This is a genomic window from Pantoea sp. X-Soil-OKNW-556 (assembly GCF_059730695.1).
Genome location: NZ_AP035994.1, coordinates 163120 through 177625, shown reverse-complemented (window position 1 = coordinate 177625; position 14506 = coordinate 163120). Strand labels below are relative to the sequence as shown.

The following is a 14506-nucleotide window of genomic DNA, read 5'->3' as shown; positions in this document are numbered from 1 at the left end:
ACTCAGCATGAGTGAGAAAAACAAAAACTGGGTGAAGGCCGAAGATGTGGCCCGTCTGGCGGGTGTTTCACGTTCTGCGGTGTCACGTACCTTTACTCCCGGGGCATCCGTTGCGGAAAAAACGCGCGCCAAAGTATTACAGGCCGCTGAACAGTTGGGCTATCAGGTCAACATTATCGCTCGCACGATGAATACCGGGAGCAGCAATTTCATCGGTATTATTACCTCCGGTTTTGACAACCCTTTCCGCAGTAAGCTGCTTTCGCCGCTGGTGCATCAGTTGGCGTTGCAGGGGTTTATGCCGTTGCTGATGAACGCCGACGATCCCGAACAGCTTGCGCCTTCGCTGAAACAACTGCTGAGTTACCATGTGGCGGGGGTGATTATTACTTCAGGTGCGCCGCCACTCTCCCTGGCGGAGGAGTATCTGGCGCGCAAAATCCCGGTCACCCTGATTAACCGTGATGCCAATCTGCAAGGTTGCGATCGTGTTGCCAGCGATAATGCGCAGGGAATGCAGCTGATGGTGGATTACTGTCGGCAACGAGGCTGGCAGGATGTGGGGTTTATTGGAGAAGATGCGTCGAATTTCAGTACGCGCGAGCGTTATCAGGCGCTGGTGTTAGCTGCCCCTGATTTTAACATCACCCCACAATTTATCGCGGGTGGTGGTTATGCGGCAGGGCGTGCCGCTGCCATCACCCTGAGTCGCTGCCATGTGCTGATTTGTGCCACAGATATGCTGGCGCTGGGCGCAATTGACGGTCTTCGTTCCCTTAATGATGGGACGGTACTCCCCGCTGTCATCGGGTTCGATGATATACCCCAGGCTGAATGGGATCCCTATCATCTTACGACAATTCAACAGGATACCGACGCACTGGCACACCATGCGGTCGATCTTCTTATCACACGGATTGCACAGTTTGATCTCCCTTCACGGCAGCGTGCCGTACCAGTGAAATTAATTATCCGTAACAGCGCTTAATGGAAAATTAATTTTATGCGGCATCGGTCACAGTATAATCTGTCGACTGCCGCCACACTCTCTCTGCCCTTCGGGGCTAATTTTTTATCGCATAATGCACGCGTGTGCATTTTAGGGAGAGATTATGTTAACCAGTGAAAATGATTCGCTTTTGGCGCGCTATCGCTTCGCCTGTAGTCTTGCTGAGTCAGGTGGAAAACTGGCGTATGAGTTCTATCAACAGCGTGACAGTCTGCAAACCCTGCACAAAGGGAGCGACTTGCAGGATGTGGTCAGCCGCGCCGATTGTGAGGTGGAGTCCTTCGTAAAATCGCGGATAGCGGAGGCATTTCCGAACGATGGTTTCCTCGGCGAAGAGAGCGGCACGGCCGATGAGGGGAAATCGGTGCTGTGGGTAGTGGACCCTATCGATGGCACCAGCTGTTTTCTCAACGGCCTGCATACCTGGTGTCTCTCGCTGGCTATCGTTATTGACGGCGAACCGGTGATCGGCGTGGTGTATGACCCCAATCACCACGAGCTGTTCCATGCCTGCAAAGGGCAGGGCGCGTGGCTGAACGATCAGCAAATCTCGCCGCATCCGGCGACCACCGTCGCGGGTGGGGTGATGGGTGTTGGCACGTCGCATCGCGTTTCTACCGAAGATTTCCTGCCGTTTCTTGACCAACTTCTGCAACATGGCGGCATGTTCGTGCGCAATGGCTCTGGAGCGTTAATGAGCGCCTGGGCTGCGGCGGGTCGTCTGATTGGTTATTACGAGCCGCATATGAACCCCTGGGATGGATTACCAGGGATCGTGTTGATGCGGGAGGCGGGAGGTATCACCAACGATTATCTGGCGGCGGAGGGGATCGCGCGCGGAAATGTTGTTCTTTTGGCAAGTGAAAAGATTTACCCACAATTAAAACAATGGGTTAAACAACCCTTACTTTAACCTGCACGGGTAGGGCATCTGATTATGTACTCTACACAACAGGGAACACGCTCTCAGGGATGAAACACATCAATCAGCACCGCCTCCGCCCAACGGAGATACGATGATGTCTGGATTACTCAGCTTTTTCCGGGCCAGCCCGGCGAAAGACGGCATAACTTTTAATGAAAACCGTTTTCGTGTGGTGCGCTGGCAGACCTTTCTGGCGATGACACTGGCTTACGTCACCTTTTATGTGTGCCGTCTTTCCTTTACCGTTGCCAAAAGTGCGCTGGTGGATTTAGGGATTTCACCGTCAGAATTGGGCATGATTGGTTCTGCACTCTTCTTTAGTTATGCCATCGGTAAGTTTGTGAACGGGTTTCTCGCGGATCATGCCAACGTGGTGCGCTTTATGAGCCTGGGATTATTGCTCAGTGCGGGCATGAACTTGATGATGGGCATGACCACCAATGCCATGATGCTGGCGATTTTCTGGGGCATCAATGGCTGGGCACAGTCAATGGGGGTCGGGCCATGTGCCGTGTCGCTGGCACGTTGGTACGGGACGAAGGAGCGCGGCACCTTCTATTCCATCTGGTCAACGGCGCACAATATCGGCGAAGCCATGACCTACATGGTGATTGCTGCGGTTATTGCCGGTTACGGCTGGCATATGGGGTATCTCTCCACCGCGGCGCTGGGTGCCGCTGGCGTGGTGATCATGCTGTTGTTTATGCGTGACTCGCCGCAGAGCAGTGGCTTTCCCTCAATCAATACCATCAGCGATGAACCGCTTGAAGAAGAAGAAGCCAGAAGTTCGGTGCTGCGTAATCAACTGATGGCGCTGCGCAACCCGGCGCTCTGGACGCTGGCGCTGGCTTCGGCATTTATGTATATCGATCGCTACGGTGTGAATTCCTGGGGCATCTTTTTCCTGCAACAAGGCAAGGGGTACACCACCGTCGAAGCCTCCGCCATTATTGGTGTAAATGCCATTGCCGGCATCGTTGGCACCATTCTCGCTGGCGTGTTATCAGACCGTTTCTTTGCCCGCAATCGCAGCATTATGGCGGGTTTTATTAGTCTGATTAACACCGCCGGATTTGCCTTGATGCTGTGGTCCCCACACAGCTACTACACCGATATTCTGTCGATGGTGATCTTCGGTGCCACCATTGGCGCGCTGACCTGTTTTCTGGGCGGTTTGCTCGCTGTGGATATCTCCTCGCGCAAAGCAGCAGGCGCTGCGCTGGGCACCATTGGTATTGTCAGCTACGCTGGCGCGGGTTTTGGTGAGTTCCTGACCGGCTTTATCATCGATAAAACCTCGGTGATGGAAAACGGCAAAAAACTTTACGATTTTCACACGTTGTCCCTGTTTTGGGTGGCAGCCGGTCTTGTTTCCGCGTTGTTGTGTTTTGTCACTGCTGTGATGGTGGCGAGACGCAACGCCAGCGAACACCGCACCCTGTTTTCATCTTAATTACCTCAATAAAGGAAGAGATTATGATGCCACGCAGACATCAGGCCGCTGCACGCCTGTTCATCGCCGGAGCACTGTGGTTATGCGCAACGCAAACCCACGCAGCAGCACATTATCAACTGGAGAAAGTGGTGGAACTCAGCCGCCACGGCATCCGGCCACCCACGCCGGATAACCGCAAGGACATCGAGGCCGCCACGCATCGTCACTGGACAACCTGGGTCACCCGTGACGGTGAACTGACCGGACATGGTTATGCGGCGGTGGTAAACAAAGGACGCTGGGAAGGTGAACACTATCGCCAGCTCGGTTTACTGACCGCCGGTTGCCCGCAGCCACAGGATATCTATGTCAGAGCCAGTCCGTTACAACGTACCCAGGCGACAGCCCTGGCGTTGGTTGATGGGGCATTTCCCGGTTGTGGTGTTGCCATTCACCGCGTGAAGGAGGAGAACGATCCGTTGTTCCAGACCGAAGCGTTTCCGGCGACGAACACCGAACCGGCAACACAGTTGGCAGCGGTACAGGCCAAAGCGGGGGATCTGGCGGCACGACAACAGGCATTGCAGCCTGCGGTGAGCGCACTGAAGACCGCGGTATGCGCTCCCGGAACGGACTGCTCTTTTTTTGATAAACCCTGGCAAATTAAACAAAGCAAAAGTGGCAAAACCTATGTTGAGGGTCTGAGCGTGCTGGCTAATATGGTGGAAACCTTGCGGCTTGGCTGGAATGAAAATTTGCCGCTCAGTCAGCTCGCCTGGGGAAAAATCACAACGGCTGCACAGATAACCGAGATCTTGCCCTTGCTGACCGCCAATTATGATCTCAGTAATGACGTGCTTTATACCGCGCAGAAACGGGGTTCCATATTGCTGAACGCCATGTTGCAGGGGGTGGATCATACCCCGGCGTCGATGCCGGATACGCGTTGGTTACTGCTGGTTGCACATGATACCAATATCGCGATGGTGCGCACGCTGATGGGCTTCAGCTGGACGCTGCCGGGCTATACGCGTGGCAATATTCCGCCGGGAAGCAGTCTGGTCTTTGAGCGCTGGCGTGACACGCAAAGTGGTGAGCGGTTTATCCATGTCTTCTTTCAGGGACAAAGTCTGGACGACCTGCGTCATTTACAGTCAGTCGACCAGGCTCATCCGTTGCTGCGTGAAGAGTGGCGTCAGGCCGACTGCCGTATCACTGACGTCGGTACGTTGTGCCCGATGAAGTCGGCAATCAAGACATTGAGTAAACATCTCGACCCGAGCGCAATCACACCAGTGAGTTACCCGTAAATCCTTGATGAGTGGCAGCAGACTGAGAGGTCTGCTGCTATGTTAACGCAGCGATTTTGCTATTTCCGTGCGTCAATTTATGTAAATATGTTATTTTTTGTGTCAACACGGGGTTGCTCACAAAATAAAAAATAGTGTGAAGCAGTTAAAATCAAATTGGTTATTTTCACAGAGAATCAGCTCCTGATGGCGTTAAATCCGGGCAGATGAACGATGCTTAATTCAGTGTTTAACACCAGGCTTAGAGGGAATAAAAGGTGAATAACCACAAATAAGGTCTGCCCCTATGCCTGAAAAACATCTGTTAATTAAGAATGCCATTGTTATTGATCCCGCCAGAGGAACGGAATGCCGTCAGGATATCCATATCCTGAATGATGTCATTGCCCCGGAGGATACGCCTGTCAGCGGCACGACTGAGATTATCGACGCTGCCGGTTGCTATGCGTTTCCCGGGTTAATTGATTATCACGCCCATGTATTTTATGGCGGCACCCACAGTAGCGTACCTCCCGATCTTGCCACCCTGCCGTTTGGTGTCACTACCGTGGTTGATGCCGGTTCTGCCGGGAGCGCCAATGTCGAAAGCTTTCTGCGCGACCAGATCCCCCGTAGCCTGGTGCGTATTAAAGCTTATGTCGCAGCGTACCCGGCAGGCCAGCTCTGGCAAGAAGAGAATCACGATCCGGCGTATTTCGACCTCCCCCGATTACAGCAACTTTTCCGCCAGTATCCTGATGTTCTGCTCGGTCTGAAATTGAAAGAAGAACGCGGCATTGTCGGTGAACTGGGTTCCCGTCCGATGATACGTGCCGTTGAGATGGCTGAGACGCTAAATTGTCGTGTCGCCGTGCACATGACTGACCCGGTGCAAACCACCGAACAACTGCTGGAGATATTCCGTGCTGGGGATGTGTTCGCCCATTGCTACCACGGCAAAGGGGACACACTGCTTGATGAACAGGGGCGCGTTAAGCCTGCGGCGCGCCAGGCACGCCAGCGCGGGGTGATCTTTGATTGTGCTCATGGCCGCAATAACTTTTCCCAGCGGGTGGCTCAGCGTGCCGTGGAGGATGATTTTCTGCCGGATATCATCAGTAGCGATCTGTCATCAATGACGTTACACCGTGCACCGGTGTATGGCTTGCCTTGGGTGATGTCGAAGTTTCTTGCGCTGGGTTTGTCGCTGCACCAGGTGGTTGCCTGCTGTACCGCCCGGCCTGCGGCCTTACTGGGAATGCAACATCAGATAGGCACCCTGGCGCCGGGCAGTTATGCCGATGTGGCGCTTTTTCGGCTTGAAAATCGTTCGATTACCTTTACCGATGTCCATCAGCATACCCTGACAGGTAGCCAGTTGCTGATGCCTCAACTCACCCTGAAAGCAGGCGTTCCCTTGTGGCGCGCTGCTGACTTTTACTGAGGTCATCTCTATGCAATCTCCATGGTTACGTATTGGCGGTACGCTGATGTTGGGTATGTTTATCTCTTACATCGACCGCACTAATCTCTCCGTTACGCTGAAGGACGTGGCTCAGGATCTCGGTTTTAGCGGAGCTGGGTTTGCCACCACCTCAAGCCTGGTACTGACGGCTTTTCTCATCGGTTATATCGTTGCGAATATCTCCGGCGGTATCTTCACCACCCGATTTGACCCTAAAACCATTGCGATCGGTATGATGGCACTTTGGTCTTTGGCTACCCTCACCACCGGCCTGGTCAGCAGCGTGGCCTTTCTGGTCGCCTGTCGCTTCGTGCTGGGGGTGGCGGAAGGGATTTACTGGCCGCAGCAATCCCGCTTTGTGCGGCTGTGGTTCTCCCCGGCAGAACTGACCCGCGCCAACAGCCTTATCCATTATTACGGCCAGTTTTTAGCGCTCGGACTGGGATTTATCATCCTGACACCGCTACACAATATGATGGGCTGGCGTAATCTCTTTTTCCTCTGTGGCGGCATTGGATTACTTGTGATGGTGCCGCTCTATGCCCGCGTGCTGTTGAATACGCGTGATGCGCCGTTGCAGCAGGCGCAGGTGGCCCCGCGCAAAGTGCGTCTGACCCGTGAGGATTTTGGTGGCATGTCGTTTGTGTTGCTGATCATCACTTATCTTACGCAGGGGATGTTGTTCTGGGGGATTACGCTCTGGATTCCAATGGTGGTGACATCCCTCGGCTTCACCGGATGGAGCCAGGCATTTGCCAGCGCGCTGCCCTACCTGCTGGCCGTATTGCTGGCTATCCCTATGTCATGGCTGAGTGACAAAACCGGTAAGCGGATTTTAATCGCCGCATTGGGTCTGCTGATCCCTGGCGCGATGTTGCTGCTGTTGCCGTGGGTGGAGAGCGCCGTGGTGAAAATGACGTTGATCACCCTGGCAATGGGCTATTACGCCAGTAGTTTTACGCCGAATATCTGGTCGATCATCCAGTCAAGTGTGCGTCCTCATGCGGTGGGGGCTGCATCGGGCATCGTCAATGGCATTGGTGCCGGTGGTGGCGGGACGCTGGCGGGTTTCATGGTCGCGATTCTGTATGCGCGTACGGGAAGTTATATGTCAGGCTTCACCTTGCTGGGTGCTCTGGTCATCATTGGTGGAATTTCTTTACTGAGCTTTGGCTGGTGGCGGCAGCGGCACCCCGTGAGTCTGGCGCAGGTGGCGCCGTTTTAACGGTGACATGCTGGCGGGCTTAAGGTCCGCCAGTGCTTGTCCCATTATTGTTCAATGACCAGGTATCTCTTGTTTAAAAAGTAAGGTGGGACATAATTATCCCACCCCTTACAATAGCAATATTGCAGCAGACTCGAGGTATTCAGTGCTCCCGCCTTCTGACAACAACGTATTATCCTGTTCCTTAACGTGAATGCGCTAATACCGAGCATGTCTGACATGATGTTCTGTTTGACACTGCAAAATAATAGTAAAATCACTTCCCATTCCCGGTCGGTGAAAAAATCAGAAGGTTTAGTGAATACCAGTGATCTTCGACTGGAATGCGTGATGAACGTTGAAAAATAAACGTTAGCCAACTCAATGTAAGTACAGATGATGCCGACTGAGCCATCTTTGAACTGCCAGGGGCGTTTTTCAACCCTGAATGCTTTGCGTTCATCCTTTCCACCATAACTCACGATTTTCACCACAACACTCATCCTGCCGGTGCGGGCGATTTTTTGATCATCGAGTATGATGCTGTGGTAAACGCTATCAATATCTTTAATCAGATCCCGGTCTGTACACCCGTTTATTTTATCAGAAGGGATGTTGAAGTAATTGCAGGCTCGGTCATTGGCATAAACGTATCGGGATGAGTGATCTTTTACCGCCCATCCCAGCAATGAATTTTTGAAGTAAAATTCCATTTTTTCTCAACCAGTTATGACGATGTGGCCTTTTTTGAGGAAAAACTGAGGAATATAGTTATCAAATCTACTGGTTCTGCAAAAATCAACTAATGCCGCCGATGAGTTTACACCGGTTTTTCTGAAGGAGCTTCTCAGCCTCCCGTTCACGGCATCTACAGAAATGCCAAGAACATTACTTATCTCCTTAAGGCTGAGATTACAAAGTAATAAATACATTACTTCCCATTCCTTTTCTGTAAAAATATCAGATGGAGTTTGAAAAGTAGCGTGTTGATTCAGCTTGCCATTTAATAATGATGTGGGTGTAAGGATATTAACGTGTCTTACGCTTATTATTGTCCCTATGCATGTGCCGCTTTCGTCATAAAGTGGTTCCTGAATATTATAAACCGGCTGCATTATCTTTTCACGACCCTGAATATGCGTCGTGATGGCTCTTAAAATAGTTCCTGTGCTTTCTACAAACCTTTCCTGCTGCTCAAATATATCGGCAAATTCAGCGACTGGTACCGGAACGTCGTGGATCTTACGGCCTTCGTAATCATAAGAGGTGGCGATAGTTTGCCAGATCTTGAATGCTTTATTTACATAGACAAATTTTGAGGTACGGTCTTTGATCGCCCACCCTACCACGGTGTCATTTTCAAACATCTGAATTAAATTATGGGGTATTGATAATGATTTCATCGATTTTGTCTCTCCGTTGACATAGAACTACATAAAAATAACCCTACATAAATCCAACCCTACCTGAAGTCAACCTTTCACATCTGTACCGAAACGGCATACTTTTAAGCTGAAAAAGCAGCATCAGGGAAATACTAGTAAAAAAACAAAAAAAAGGAAGTGAATTCGCCCATCTCTGTTTTGGAAATGGGCTTTTTTCTGAGGAAATAAATATGCGGGTTGTCAGGAGAAGGTTGACTGGAATCAGACCCGGCGCCATCCGTGGCACGGTAGGGCTTAAAGCGCTTTTTTCAGTTCAATACGTTTAACCGGACCAACGATGACCACAAAGCTGAAAATGGCGATGAGCGCATGGATCGCAACGAATACCAGTGCCCATTCAAAATGTCCTGTGGCTTTTACGATATAGCCAATGACAACCGGAGAAATGATGCCTGCGAAATTACCACACAAATTAAACAACCCACCGGCGACACCTGCCATCTCTTTCGGGGCGGTATCTGACATCACTGCCCATCCCAGTGCGCCAATGCCTTTGCCAAGAAAAGCCAGTGACATGAATAAGACAACCAGGTAAATCGAGTCGACATAGTTACAGAACACCATCACCATGGAGAGCAGCATGCCGAGGACAATGGGCGTTTTACGTGCGATAGACAGTGATTTTGTGATGCGTAAAATACGGTCCGAGATCACACCGCCCATCAATCCGCCCAGAAATCCGCAAATTGCCGGGATGGCCGCAATAAATCCAACCGTTTTGATATCCAGACCCTTATCCATTGCCAGATAAAGTGGAAACCAGGTAATGAAAAAGAACGTCAAAACGTTGATGCAATATTGACCAAGATAAATCCCTAATAACATGCGATTAGTGACCAATTGCTTGAAGGCGCTGATATTGAATGCGGAAGCTGTCTTTGACTTGCCCTGATCCATATCCACCAGGGCGCCGCCTTCACGGATATACTCAATCTCTTCGTCATTCACGCGGGGATGGTTCAACGGATTATGGATGACTCTGGCCGCAGAGAAAGTAATGATGATACCCAACAGGCCCATAAAGATAAAAATAGATTGCCAGCCATAATTCAGTGTCAGCCAACCCATTATGGGTGCAAAAATCGCCGTCGCGAAATATTGCGCCGAATTAAAAACTGCGGCGGCGGTAGCCCTTTCTTTAGAGGGAAACCAGGCGGCGACAAAACGACTGTTTCCCGGCATGACCGGCGCCTCACACAGGCCAACCAGAAACAGGAGAACGGTGAAACAGATGATGGCAGTGGAACCGTGGAAAACTTCCACAAAACCCTGCAATAAAGTAAACACTGACCACAAACACAGGCCGCAGAGATAGATTTTTTTTGAACCGAAACGATCCAGTAACCAGCCGCCGGGAATCTGTGCCATACAGTATGCCCAGGCGAATGCTGAGAATACCCATCCCATCTGGCCAGGGTTAATTCCCAGAGAGGTGGTCATATCTTTACCGGCAATTGCCAGCGTGGAGCGATCGCCAACACTCACGGCGGTTATGATAAAAAGAATAATAACAACATGCCACCTGACATTGGTTTTCCTGGCATGAACAACATCGCCGACTTCATTGACTTGAGCCATCTGGCACCACCTTAAACTTGATAGAATTTTAAAAATGTAAATAATGAATTGTTCAAGTCAGGGATGCCTGGAATAAATTAATTATTTACACTGGAAGAATGCAGGTCGCTTTGCACATATCAATCCTGATTTAACGTTGTTATTTATTTCTCCACCAGAAAACGATAAGGTTTACCCTGACGCAAGGCAATGTGCATTTGCATAATAAAGTTATTATTTTTTTCAGGTATTTACGGCATTTTAAAATTTGTTTGAAGTCGATCACATATTTTATAAATATTAACTGTCTGTCGGGATTTCAATTCGCCACCAGATGTGGCGAATTTAACCGTTATTATCGATATTCAGAAACAATTAATTCATATTTTGGTCGGTTGCACACCCCATCTTATATTTCCAGCCAGTCCATCATACCTTGTGCCGCATGACGACCTTCGGCCATCGCCGTCACCACCAGGTCTGCACCGCGCACCGCATCACCGCCAGCGAAAATTTGCGGATTGCTGGTCTGGTAACGGTAGGTGCTGTTAACGTTGGCAGCAATGCGGCCACGGGCATCCAGTTGAACATTCTGACTCACCAGCCAGGGCAGGGCGTGAGGATTAAAACCAAACGCCATAATCACGATATCGGCAGGCATGACAAACTCGCTTCCCTCAATCGGCACTGGCCGACGGCGGCCCGTCGCATCTTGCTCACCCGGTTGTGTGCGCAGCAGACGGATACCGCAAACCTTGCCACTGTCGTCCAGTTCCAGTTGCACCGGCTGTACGTTGAATTCAAACGCTGCCCCCTCATCATGTGCGTTTTTCACCTCCTTCCTGGAGCCAGGCATATTGGCCTCATCGCGACGATACGCACAGGTCACTTTATTCGCCCCGTGGCGTAGCGCCGTGCGCACGCAGTCCATCGCGGTATCTCCCCCTCCCAACACCACGACGTTCAGACCGGCGGTGTTGATAAATGGTTGTCCGGCAGCGGGTGGCAGCCCCATCAATTGTCTGGTATTGGCGATCAGGAAGGGGAGTGCATCGCAGACACCGGGGGCGTCTTCGTTAGGCAGGTTTGCCTTCATCGAGTTATAGGTTCCGACGCCAATAAATACGGCGTCATAGTCACTGAGCAATGTCTCCAGCGCTATATCTTTGCCAATCTCACAGTTCAACTCAAAGCGGATGCCCATAGCGCTGAAGATCTCACGCCGACGCGCCAGTAACGCTTTATCCAGTTTAAAAGAAGGAATACCAAAGGTCAGTAAACCGCCGATCTCCGGGTGGCGGTCATAAACTGTCGCGCTTACGCCGTTGCGCACCAACACATCCGCGCAGGCCAGCCCGGCTGGACCCGCGCCAATAATGGCGACGCGTTTATTCACCTGTTGCACCGTGCTTAAATCGGGCCGCCACCCCTGCGCCAGTGCCTGATCAGAGATAAATCGCTCAATATTGCCAATGGTAACTGAGCCATATTCGTCGTGAAGCGTACAGGCACCTTCACACAGGCGGTCCTGCGGGCACACGCGACCGGTGATTTCGGGCAAACAGTTGGTTTGATGTGAAAGTGCCACGGCGGCGGCGATATTGCCTGCTTTCACTTGTGCTATCCATTGTGGAATGTGGTTATGCAGGGGGCAGTTCCACTCGCAAATGCTATGCTCGCCACAAGCGAGGCAGCGCTGTGCCTCACGTTGTGCCTGCTCTGCATGAAATGGCAGGTAGATTTCATCAAAGCTTTGTTGGCGCATTACCAACGGGAGTTTGTCTGCTTCTCCCCGTGGTGGCGATGCTTTCATTTGCCGTACTTTGGCATGGTCAGATACAGGTGGCAGCACGGCGACCTGGTGCCAGGGTTGCGCCTCCTGACTGGCGGCACGCAGGCGGCGTGATTGCACCAGTTTGGTCAGGGTAACGTTATTCACCTGTTGCAAAGCATGCGTAGGACAATTTTGCGCACAGGCCGGCCCATCCCGGCGTTCAAGGCAGAGATCGCATTTGTGCGCGGTGGCTTTGCCAGTGGAAGTGATTAACACCTGAAGGGTGCCAAAAGGGCAGGCGATGACACAGGATTTACAGCCGATACACAGCTGCTGATTAACCTGCACGGAATCATTGACGCGGCTGATTGCGCCATTTGGACAGCTACGGGCACAGGGTGCATCTTCACAATGATGACAGGTGACAGCGTTACGCTGTTGTTGATGTTTAATCACCGTAATACGAGGAGTGAACTGCTCGGGGGTTAACGCATGTTGCTCATCATTATGAGCCATGACACAGGCGACTTCGCAGGCTCGGCATCCGATGCATTGCTGGCTGTTTGCCATCATAAAACGGTTCATGACAACCTTCCTGATACCCATTTAAATTTTATGGTTATTAAGGTTATCCGCAACACCCGCCACTGACAATGTTCATTTGCCCATATTGGTCTTTCGGTAGCAGGATATTAACGCTGCGCTCTTAGTTACAACAACCTAGTTATTTCCGTTAAAATACGGCTTCGGTCAGCAGGAAACTTTTCCAGATTGCGAGACTGAGGGCACCTTTCGCCAGTGTCACAAACCAGTATTTTTTTGTATTCTCTTTTGTCTGTTGTAACTAATATCATCGAGAAACCGCAAAACATTGGTATTTCCTGTGTAGCTGTTTGCTATGACCACTTTCCATATTTCGGTGCCGACCGAAGCATCGCTTTCTGTCGGGCATAAACTGACGCCATCTTAATGATGGAGTGTTGAAATGATTGCGGTTCTTTTTGAAGCAGAAGCCTTACCCGCTGCCCAGGCGCGCTATTTGCAACTCGCCTCCGGGTTGAAACCCTTGCTGGCAGATGCGCCAGGGTTTATCGCCCTGGAAAGGTTTCAGAGTCTGAATAATCCCGAAAAGATACTTTCCCTGTCATGGTGGGAGGATGAGACGTCGGTGGCCCGCTGGAAAGACAATCTGATGCATCAGTCTGCCCAGGAAGAGGGTAAAAGTTCGATTTTTGCGTTTTACAGAATTCGCGTTGTCCACGTATTACGGGATTACTCGTCAGATCAGGAGTCGCTACACCATGTATGATATTCACGTTGTTCTTAAGCATACCCCCGGCTCACTGGCTGCTTTTGGTAAACTGTTGGGTAAAAATGGTGTTGGCCTGGAAGGGGGGGGGGATGTTTGCAACCGCCGAAGAAGAGCATGCTCATTTTTTGGTTGAAGACGGTGAAAAAGCGCTTCAGGTACTGGCTGACGCAGGCTTTGACGTCAGGAACATTTGTCGTCCATTGATCAGAAAATTACGTCAGGAACGTCCCGGAGAATTGGGGGCAATTGCCGATGCAATTGCCCGTAGCGGTGTGAATATATTGGTACAGTACAGCGATCACAGTAACCGGCTTATTCTTGTCACTGACAATCATGAACGGGCCGCCGAAGCGACGCGAGAATGGGAAACACCTCCTGCATGAACCTGTTGAATATCGCATCCGATGACTTGCCGGAGAGTTCGCTGGAACAATCCATGTCAGCCGTTGCCGCCGCCATAGCTGACCCGTCGAGGGTCAGTATGCTCTGCGCATTAATGGATGGGCGCGCCTGGACCGCGACCGAACTCAGTGCGGTGGCGGGCATTGCGCCATCCACCACCAGTGGTCATCTCTCGCGGCTGCTCAGTAACGGGCTAATCCTCTGCCTGACACAAGGGCGACATCGCTATTATCGCCTTGCCGGACGCGAAATTGCCGGGCTATTGGAAACGCTGATGGGTGTGACGATAAACCCCGGCACGTCAGCGGTATCACGAACACCGCGGCATCTCCGCCATGCCAGAACCTGCTATGACCACCTCGCAGGTGAAATCGCTGTGAAGATTTACGACTTTATGCAGCAGGAAGGCTGGTTGGAACCCGGAGGTGCAGCACTGACACCTGCGGGCAAAACCCATTTTTTGCATCTGGGCGCGGTGCTGAATCCTTTATCCCGGCGTAAAGCTTGCTGTGCCTGCCTCGACTGGAGCGAAAGACGCTTTCATCTGGGAGGGGATGCCGGTGCGGCACTGCTGACGCTGTTCCGGCAAAAAGCATGGATAGCCATCACGCCCGGATATCGGGAGGTGACCTTCACCGCCAGGGGCAAAATTGCGTTACAGCGGCAGTTTGGGGTAATGAATCCGTGAA

At 51.4% G+C, this 14506-nt stretch carries 12 protein-coding genes and 1 pseudogene; 9 read left to right on the top strand and 4 right to left on the bottom strand.

Annotated elements, in window-relative coordinates:
• Positions 1–7 precede the first annotated feature (7 nt).
• The 6 genes from AC6I8T_RS27280 (at position 8) to AC6I8T_RS27255 (ending at position 7348) form a co-directional block, all read left to right on the top strand.
• Complete coding sequence (locus AC6I8T_RS27280) at positions 8–988, top strand: LacI family DNA-binding transcriptional regulator (protein WP_497834906.1); 981 nt, start codon at positions 8–10, stop codon at positions 986–988.
• 124 nt (positions 989–1112) lie between these two features.
• The gene (locus AC6I8T_RS27275) at positions 1113–1922 is read left to right on the top strand and encodes an inositol monophosphatase family protein (protein ID WP_497831203.1); all 810 of its coding nucleotides are present in this window, start codon (positions 1113–1115) and stop codon (positions 1920–1922) included.
• Between the two features lie 106 nt (positions 1923–2028).
• Positions 2029–3387: an MFS transporter gene (locus AC6I8T_RS27270; RefSeq protein ID WP_208727354.1), complete on the top strand. Its 1359-nt coding sequence runs from the start codon at positions 2029–2031 to the stop codon at positions 3385–3387.
• A gap of 23 nt (positions 3388–3410) precedes the next feature.
• Positions 3411–4679, top strand: coding sequence for a histidine-type phosphatase (locus tag AC6I8T_RS27265; RefSeq protein WP_208727342.1), 1269 nt, complete (start codon positions 3411–3413; stop codon positions 4677–4679).
• A gap of 286 nt (positions 4680–4965) precedes the next feature.
• Positions 4966–6102 (top strand): metallo-dependent hydrolase, encoded by a 1137-nt coding sequence (locus tag AC6I8T_RS27260; protein ID WP_208727343.1) that lies wholly within the window; start codon positions 4966–4968, stop codon positions 6100–6102.
• 10 nt (positions 6103–6112) lie between these two features.
• On the top strand, positions 6113–7348 hold the full coding sequence (locus AC6I8T_RS27255; RefSeq protein ID WP_208727344.1) for an MFS transporter: 1236 nt from the start codon (positions 6113–6115) through the stop codon (positions 7346–7348).
• A 44-nt stretch (positions 7349–7392) separates the two neighbouring features.
• Here AC6I8T_RS27255 and AC6I8T_RS27250 read toward each other — a convergent pair whose 3' ends face one another.
• From AC6I8T_RS27250 to aegA, 4 genes are all read right to left on the bottom strand, one after another.
• Complete coding sequence (locus AC6I8T_RS27250; protein ID WP_036627251.1) at positions 7393–8040, bottom strand: PAS domain-containing protein; 648 nt, start codon at positions 8038–8040, stop codon at positions 7393–7395.
• A gap of 6 nt (positions 8041–8046) precedes the next feature.
• A complete protein-coding gene (locus AC6I8T_RS27245; RefSeq protein ID WP_208727345.1) occupies positions 8047–8730 on the bottom strand; it encodes a helix-turn-helix transcriptional regulator in 684 nt (227 codons plus the stop codon).
• A 276-nt stretch (positions 8731–9006) separates the two neighbouring features.
• Positions 9007–10350, bottom strand: coding sequence for an MFS transporter (locus AC6I8T_RS27240; RefSeq protein ID WP_021185531.1), 1344 nt, complete (start codon positions 10348–10350; stop codon positions 9007–9009).
• Between the two features lie 388 nt (positions 10351–10738).
• Positions 10739–12688 carry a formate-dependent uric acid utilization protein AegA gene (gene aegA, locus AC6I8T_RS27235; RefSeq protein WP_497834905.1) on the bottom strand — a complete coding sequence of 650 codons (1950 nt, stop codon included), beginning with the start codon at positions 12686–12688 and terminating at the stop codon, positions 10739–10741.
• A 400-nt stretch (positions 12689–13088) separates the two neighbouring features.
• Between aegA and AC6I8T_RS27230 the strand changes: the two genes are divergently transcribed.
• From AC6I8T_RS27230 to AC6I8T_RS27220, 3 genes and pseudogenes are all read left to right on the top strand, one after another.
• Positions 13089–13412: an antibiotic biosynthesis monooxygenase family protein gene (locus AC6I8T_RS27230; RefSeq protein WP_208727347.1), complete on the top strand. Its 324-nt coding sequence runs from the start codon at positions 13089–13091 to the stop codon at positions 13410–13412.
• Positions 13405–13798 (top strand): annotated as a pseudogene (locus AC6I8T_RS27225) (amino acid-binding protein). Before AC6I8T_RS27230 ends, AC6I8T_RS27225 begins: the two are co-directional and overlap by 8 nt.
• On the top strand, positions 13795–14505 hold the full coding sequence (locus AC6I8T_RS27220) for an ArsR/SmtB family transcription factor (RefSeq protein WP_208727348.1): 711 nt from the start codon (positions 13795–13797) through the stop codon (positions 14503–14505). The pseudogene AC6I8T_RS27225 and the gene AC6I8T_RS27220 overlap by 4 nt, the downstream one beginning before the upstream one ends.
• The last annotated feature ends 1 nt before the right edge of the window (position 14506 follow it).